Below are 7,029 nucleotides of genomic sequence, written 5' to 3'. Positions count from 1 at the left end.
GCAGGTCCGCGTCGGCGTGCCGGGCGCGCACCTCCTCCCGGGTCGCCGCGAACGGCGCGATCACCGGGGCGAGGACCTTGACGCCGTTGCGGGCCAGCAGCTCCGCGAGGTAGCCGATCCGGCGGACGTTGGTGTCGCGGTCGGCGCGCGAGTAGCCGAGGCCGGCGGAGAGGTGGCCGCGCACCTCGTCGCCGTCGAGCACCTCGACGCGGTGGCCCTCACGGCGCAGCCGCTCGGCGAGCGCGCGGGCGATGGTGGACTTCCCGGCGCTGGGCAGCCCGGTGAGCCACACCGTCGCGCCGCGCTGCTCGGCGGCGCCGCTCATGCGTAGCCCCACTTCGCGGTCAGCGCCCGGAGCGCCTCCGGCACCTCGTCCGCGGCGGGCAGCGCCCGTCCCCGCTGGATGCGGCCGGACTTGATGGTGTCGCTCCAGTCGCCGAGGAAGGCGGTGTACTCACCGTGGTCGGCGCGGCCGTAGTCGAGCATCCGGGGCGTCCACTCGACGCCGAGGTGGTCGCAGATCGATCGGGTGACGGCCGCCGGGTCGGCGGTCAGCTCCTCGTACCGGACGGTGAGCCCGGGGAGGCTGCGGCGCGCCTCGTCGACGGCCTCGGCGTACCCGAGCACCTCCCGCACGGTGGCGTCGAGGGTGCGGTCGGGGCGCTTCTTGTTGTCCATCAGGGAGTGGACCATCGACATCGGGTGCCGCAGCAGGAAGATGTAGCGGGCCTCGGGCCAGCAGGCGTGGATGCGGCGCCAGACCAGGGCGTTGCCGGGAGTCTTGTCGACGACCAGGTCCTTGCCGCTGGCGGCGAGCTCGCGGTGCAGGACGCGGTCCCAGAGCATGTGCTCCAGCTCCTGGCCGTCCAGCCCGATGCGGGCCATGGACTTCTCGGTGTAGGGCCGGGAGAGGTTCACCTCAAGGGTGCGCAGGTGCAGCTCGTGCGGGGCGTGGATGCGCGGGTGGGTGTCGAGGACGACGCGCAGCAGGGTGGAGCCGGAGCGGACCGAGGAGATCACGAAGACGGGGGAGGGGACGAGGCGTCCCGCCGCGTCCCCGGCGTGCGGGGCTCGCCGCGGGGCCGGACCTCCGGTCAGTCGTCGCGCGCGGCGGCGGGCGCCGCGGGCGATGCGGCGGACGCGCGGGTCCTCGAGGAGTCCCATATGGACGTCGCTCCCTTGGAATTGGGGTATCGGTGTTACCTGTTCTACGTATTCGTTACGCCAGTGATACGTGTGTCGTCTACCGAGGCCCTGAGCGGAAGATGAGAGGGCCATGAGAATGCGGAGGCCACGCAAGAGACCTCCCCCTGGCAGGGGGAGGTCCGGGCGTCGACTACCGTGGAGCCCGTCACGGTTCCCCGGGCGCCCGCGCGCCCACGAGACCGACGCGGAGACCGACCCCGTGCGTCACTTCCCTCCCCCGACCCCCGGCCCGGCGCGCCTCGTGGTGCTCGCCTCCGGATCCGGCACCAATCTGCAGGCCCTGCTGGACGCCTGCGCCGACCCCGCCTTCGGGGCCGAGGTGGTCGCCGTCGGCACCGACCGCAAGGGCATCGGGGCGCTGGACCGCGCCGCCGCTGCCGGGGTGCCCGCGTTCACCGTCCGGGTCAAGGACTTCCCGGAGCGCGCCCAGTGGGACGCCGCCCTCACCGAGGAGGCCCGCCGGTTCCGGCCGGACCTGGTGGTCAGCGCCGGTTTCATGAAGATCGTCGGCCCGGCGTTCGTCGCCGAGTACGCCGGACGGTTCGTCAACACGCACCCCGCCCTGCTGCCGGCGTTCCCCGGCGCGCACGGCGTGCGGGACGCGCTCGCCTACGGCGCCAAGGTCACCGGGTGCACGGTGCACTTCGTCGACGCCGGCGTGGACACCGGGCCCGTCATCGCGCAGGGAGTGGTGGAGGTGCGGCCGGACGACACCGAGCCCCTCCTCCACGAGCGCATCAAAGCAGTCGAGCACCGCCTGCTCGTCGACGTCGTGGGCCGCCTCGCCCGCGAAGGCCATTCCATTGAGGGAAGAAGGGTCTCGATCCCGTGAGCTCTGCCGCTGCCAACCCGACTGAGGGCAGACTGCCCGTCCGGCGCGCCCTGATCAGCGTCTACGACAAGACCGGGCTGGAGGAGCTGGCCCGGGGCCTGCACGAGGCCGGCGTCGCCCTCGTCGGGACGGGCAACACCCACCGCATCGTCAGCGAGCTGGGCCTGCCCATCACCTCCATCGAGGAGGTCACCGGCTTCCCCGAGTGCCTGGACGGGCGCGTCAAGACGCTGCACCCGCGCGTGCACGCCGGGATCCTCGCCGACCGCCGCCTGGAGGACCACCGCCGCCAGCTGGAGGAGCTCGGCATCGAGCCCTTCGACCTGGTGGTCTCGAACCTCTACCCGTTCCGCGAGACGCTGGCCTCCGGTGCCTCCGAGGACGACATCGTCGAGAAGATCGACATCGGCGGGCCGTCGATGGTCCGGGCCGCGGCGAAGAACCACCACTCGGTGGCCATCGTGGTCAACCCGGCCCGCTACGGCGAGCTGCTGGAGGCCGTCGGCGCCGGCGGGCTGACGCTGGGCCAGCGCAAGCGGCTGGCGGCGGAGGCGTACCGGCACACCGCCGAGTACGACATCGCCGTCTCCGGCTGGTTCGCCGCCGCCTACGCCCCGGCCTCGGACGAGGACGGCGCCTTCCCCGACTTCACCGCCACCAGCTACGAGCTGGCCAACGTGCTGCGCTACGGCGAGAACCCGCACCAGCGGGCGGCCCTCTACACCGTCAGCGACGGCGCCGGGTCCGCGGACGGACCGGGCCTCGCGCAGGCCGAGCAGCTGCACGGCAAGGAGATGTCCTACAACAACTACACCGACACCGACGCCGCCCGGCGCGCCGCCTTCGACCACGAGGGCCCGTGCGTGGCGATCATCAAGCACGCCAACCCGTGCGGCATCGCGGTCGGTTCGGACATCGCCGAGGCGCACCGCAAGGCGCACGCCTGCGACCCGCTCTCCGCGTTCGGCGGGGTGATCGCCGCCAACCGGCCGGTCTCCAAGGAGATGGCCGAGCAGGTCGCCGGCATCTTCACCGAGGTGATCGTCGCCCCCGGGTACGAGGACGGCGCCCTCGAGGTGCTCACCAAGAAGAAGAACATCCGCGTGCTGACCTGCCCGGCGCCCGCCGCCGGCAACCGCCTGGAGGTCCGCCCGATCTCCGGCGGCGCGCTGGTGCAGGACGCGGACGCCTACCAGGCGGCCGGCGACGACCCGGCGTCCTGGACGCTCGCCGCGGGCGACGCGCTCACCGAGGCGGAGCTCGCCGACCTCGCCTTCGCCTGGCGGTCGGTGCGCGCGGTGAAGTCCAACGCGATCCTGCTCGCCAAGGACGGCGCCTCGGTCGGCGTCGGCATGGGCCAGGTGAACCGGGTGGACTCGGCGAAGCTGGCGGTGCAGCGCGCGGGCGAGGAGCGGGCGGCCGGCTCGTACGCGGCCTCCGACGCGTTCTTCCCGTTCGCGGACGGCCTGGAGGTGCTCATCGAGGGCGGCGTCAAGGCCGTGGTGCAGCCGGGCGGTTCGGTGCGCGACGAGGAGGTCGTCGAGGCGGCCCGCAAGGCCGGCGTGACGCTGTACCTCACCGGGACGCGGCACTTCTTCCACTAGGACGCGGCCGGTAGCAGCAGCACAACGAGGGAGGGGCCCGCCGGATCTCCGGCGGGCCCCTCCCTCGTGCGCGTCCTTCGACGGGACGTCAGGCGTCCTTGAGGACGATCGTGTTGCAGATCTTGTCCGCCCAGGACTGCTTCTGCTCGTCCCAGAGCGGCCACAGGAAACCCAGCAGCAGGATCCCGTTGAAGGTGTAGCGGCAGAGCCAGCGGCCCATGCCCAGACCGCCGCCGCTGGGCCCGCCGTCGTACAGGTTGACGACCCGGATGTGCAGAGCGGCCTTCCCCGGGGAGCGCCCCGTGACCCCTTCCCGCCAGCCCAGCAGGAGCAGCAGCGCCAGCAGCACGACGATGCCGATCACCATGAAGGTGATCGCGCTGCCCACGTTGATCTGGGTGCCGTCCTTGGTGTTCTTCAGGACGGCGCTGACCAGCTTGGACGCGCCGATGATGTAGAGCACGCCCGGGATGACGCCGACGATCAGCGAGTCGATGATGTAGGCGCCGAGCCGGGCGCCCCACCCCGCGTACGCGCCGAACGGGCTGCTCGGGCCGGGCACGCCCGGAGCACCCGGGACACCGGCGGGCTGTGGCGGCGCCGGTGGCATCGACTGCTGCTGCGGGAAGCCGTATCCCGCCGGGGCGGCCGGTTGCGGCTGCGGCGTCGGCTGCGGGTATCCGTAACCGGCCGGAGCGCCGAACCCGCCCGGTTGCGGCTGCGGGGTCGGCGCCCCCGGCGGGGGCGGGGGCGGTGTCGGCTGCCCGTAGCCGCCGCCCCCGTAGGGGTTCGGCGGCTGGCCGGGCTGGCCGGGGGGAGGGGGGTAACTCATGAGGGGATTGCTCCGTGTTCGGGGTCAGGGGGCGACCGGGTTGCCCCTGATCACCAGCGTGTTGGCCATCTTGTCCTGCCAACCCTGCTTCCTGCCGCTGCTGTCGAACAGCGGGGACAGGTACATGAGGATGTTGAGCAGCGGGACGAAGCCGCAGATGTAGAAGGCGAGGCTGCGCATGAACGACGCGCCCAGGCCCGGGGCCTGACCGGTGTTCTGGCGCACCACGCGGATGCCGACGATCTTCTTGCCGAGCGTCTGGCCCCAGACCCCGATGCAGATCCACTCGTAGAGGCCGAGCAGGCCGATCAGGAAGCCGTAGGAGAGCAGCAGGATCAGGAAGGCGCTGCCGGCCGCGGCGTTCGGGTCGTCGGGGTTGCTGTTGACGGCGCCGATGGCGGCACCCATGCCGAGCGCCATCACGATGCCGTAGACGATGCCGAGGAAGACGCCGTCCAGCAGGCGCGCGCCGAGGCGGGCGCCCATGTTGGCGACCTCGACGGTGCCGAGGCCCGGGATCTGGACGTAGCCGCTGTCGGCCTGGGCGACGCCCGGCGCGCCCGCGTAGCTCTGCTGCGGGTAGCCCGGCATCGGCTGCTGGGGCGGGACCTGCTGCTGGTAGCCCTGGCCGTAGGCGGGCTGCTGGGGCGGGACCTGCTGCGGCTGGCCCTGCGGGTAGCCGTAGCTCTGCTGCTGTGGGGGCTGCTGCGGCTGGGCCTGGGGATAGCCGTAGCCGGGCTGCTGCTGGCCGTAGGGGTCGTTGGGGTTCGTCGGACCCGGCGGCGGAGGATAGCTCAACGTCTGCTCCGGAGTGTCGTCATGGCTTCGGGAGCAATGGGGTCGCGGTCGGCGCGCGGCCCCGTGAGGGGCGTGCCGTTCAATCCGTTTCCCCCGTCCCCCGTCGGGGCCCCTGCCCGGCCCCGAATTCTGTGTGGTGCGATAGGCCATCGTTGCGGGAGGCGTGCTCCCGTGTCCAGCCGTTCGGGACGTACGGTGCGTGGTTGTTGGCGATCTGCAACATCACCCGGACGGTCCCGGTACGCGCCGCCGCGCAGGCGCGAGGTGGAGGGCGGCGGTGACGCCGTGCCGATCCGGCTGTACCTCGCGGTGTCGCGGCTGGACGACATCGGGTCCTGAGGCGCGGATACGGCGGCCCTCCACCCGTAGCCGCCGTCCCCAGGGTGACGGGTCGATTCACGGATCGGGGCCCCGATCCGTCAGGATGGACGGTATGAGCGCGCAGATCCTCGACGGCAAGGCCACGGCCGCCGCCATCAAGTCCGAACTGTCGGCCCGGGTGGCGGCCCTCGCGGCCCGCGGGATAACGCCCGGCCTGGGCACCGTGCTGGTGGGGGACGACCCCGGCAGCCGCTCCTACGTCGCCGGCAAGCACCGCGACTGCGCCCAGGTGGGCATCGCGTCCCTGCAGCGCCACCTGCCGGCCGACGCCACCCAGGGGGACGTCGAGGCGGTCGTCGCCGAGCTGAACGCCGATCCGGCCTGCACCGGCTACATCGTCCAACTGCCGCTCCCCAAGGGCCTGGACGCCGGCCGCGTCCTCGGCCTGATGGACCCGGCGAAGGACGCCGACGGCCTGCACCCGGTCAACCTGGGTCGGCTGGTGCTGGGCGAGCCCGGCCCGCTGCCGTGCACCCCGCGCGGCATCGTGGAGCTGCTGCGCCGGCACGGCGTCGAGATCGCCGGCAAGCACGTGGTGGTGGTCGGCCGCGGTGTCACCGTCGGCCGCCCGCTGGGGCTGCTGCTCACCCGCCGCAGCGAGAACGCCACGGTGACGCTCTGCCACACCGGCACCAAGGACGTCTCCTCCTACCTGCGCTCCGCCGACATCGTCGTGGCGGCGGCCGGGGTGGCGGGCCTGATCAAGGCGGAGGACGTCCGCCCCGGCGCGGCCGTGCTGGACGTCGGCATCACCCGCACCGAGGCCGGCCTGGTCGGCGACGTGGCGCCCGAGGTGCGCGAGGTGGCCGCCTGGGTGGCGCCGATGCCGGGCGGCGTCGGCCCGATGACGCGCGCGATGCTGCTGGCGAATGTCGTGGAGGCGGCCGCGGCGGAGGGGGCGATGTAGGTGGCGGAGCCGGTGTCCAAGCGGCGCGGCCGGCACGGCGGCGTCCTCCCCCCGGAGGGCAGCCGCTCCCCGGGGCGCGGTCCCACCCCGGTCACCCGGGAGTGGCCGATCGTCGCGGTGCTGCTCGGGGTGGTGGTCGGCCTCGGCCTGGTGGCCACCTCCTCGGCGGCCAACGGGCTGACGGGCCAGGCCAGGGCGGGCATGATCGTGATCGGCGCGTCGATCGCGGCCGGCGCGGTGCTGCGCGCGGTCCTGCCGGATGTCGGGCTGCTGGCGGTGCGCAGCCGCTTCACCGATGTGCTCACCCTCGGGGTGGTCGGGTTCGCGGTGCTCTTCCTGGCCCTGATCCTGCTCCCCGACCCGGTGCTGCCCATCTTCAACCTGGGCTCCTGGTACCGCTTCTGGCAGTAGCCGTCGGGCCCGGGGAGGGCCGGGGCCCGCGCGCCCCGAAACTCTCTTGACGCCGAGA

General features: G+C 73.1%; 8 protein-coding genes. 4 read left to right on the top strand and 4 right to left on the bottom strand.

Features of this window, described 5'->3' with window-relative positions:
• Positions 1–325 (bottom strand): adenylyl-sulfate kinase (locus tag BIV57_RS15400; protein WP_139275686.1); only part of this gene is annotated, 325 nt, incomplete at its 3' end.
• Positions 322–1,164 carry a sulfotransferase family protein gene (locus tag BIV57_RS15395; RefSeq protein ID WP_079170358.1) on the bottom strand — a complete coding sequence of 281 codons (843 nt, stop codon included), beginning with the start codon at positions 1,162–1,164 and terminating at the stop codon, positions 322–324. The genes BIV57_RS15395 and BIV57_RS15400, both read right to left, overlap by 4 nt.
• A gap of 241 nt (positions 1,165–1,405) precedes the next feature.
• On the opposite strand from BIV57_RS15395, the gene purN reads away from it, so the two are divergent.
• Together purN and purH are read left to right on the top strand one after the other, a co-directional pair.
• On the top strand, positions 1,406–2,038 hold the full coding sequence (gene purN / locus BIV57_RS15390) for a phosphoribosylglycinamide formyltransferase (protein ID WP_071657376.1): 633 nt from the start codon (positions 1,406–1,408) through the stop codon (positions 2,036–2,038).
• Complete coding sequence (gene purH, locus BIV57_RS15385; protein ID WP_071657375.1) at positions 2,035–3,642, top strand: bifunctional phosphoribosylaminoimidazolecarboxamide formyltransferase/IMP cyclohydrolase; 1,608 nt, start codon at positions 2,035–2,037, stop codon at positions 3,640–3,642. The genes purN and purH overlap by 4 nt, the downstream gene beginning before the upstream one ends.
• Positions 3,643–3,730: 88 nt before the next feature.
• On the opposite strand, the gene BIV57_RS25220 is transcribed toward purH, so the two are convergent.
• Together BIV57_RS25220 and BIV57_RS15375 are read right to left on the bottom strand one after the other, a co-directional pair.
• Positions 3,731–4,204 carry an RDD family protein gene (locus BIV57_RS25220; RefSeq protein WP_175548767.1) on the bottom strand — a complete coding sequence of 158 codons (474 nt, stop codon included), beginning with the start codon at positions 4,202–4,204 and terminating at the stop codon, positions 3,731–3,733.
• 294 nt (positions 4,205–4,498) lie between these two features.
• Positions 4,499–5,272, bottom strand: a complete 774-nt coding sequence (locus tag BIV57_RS15375) for an RDD family protein (protein ID WP_071657373.1) — start codon at positions 5,270–5,272, stop codon at positions 4,499–4,501.
• Positions 5,273–5,705: 433 nt separating this feature from the next.
• Between BIV57_RS15375 and BIV57_RS15370 the strand changes: the two genes are divergently transcribed.
• The gene (locus BIV57_RS15370; protein ID WP_071657372.1) at positions 5,706–6,560 is read left to right on the top strand and encodes a bifunctional methylenetetrahydrofolate dehydrogenase/methenyltetrahydrofolate cyclohydrolase; all 855 of its coding nucleotides are present in this window, start codon (positions 5,706–5,708) and stop codon (positions 6,558–6,560) included.
• On the top strand, positions 6,561–6,971 hold the full coding sequence (locus BIV57_RS15365; protein ID WP_245797693.1) for a DUF3017 domain-containing protein: 411 nt from the start codon (positions 6,561–6,563) through the stop codon (positions 6,969–6,971).
• Positions 6,972–7,029: the final 58 nt, after the last annotated feature.

This window comes from Mangrovactinospora gilvigrisea (assembly GCF_001879105.1).
GTDB classification, from domain to species: Bacteria; Actinomycetota; Actinomycetes; order Streptomycetales; family Streptomycetaceae; genus Mangrovactinospora; species Mangrovactinospora gilvigrisea.
Note: the sequence above shows the minus strand (reverse complement) of the source record. Positions and strands in the feature narration are given on the sequence as shown.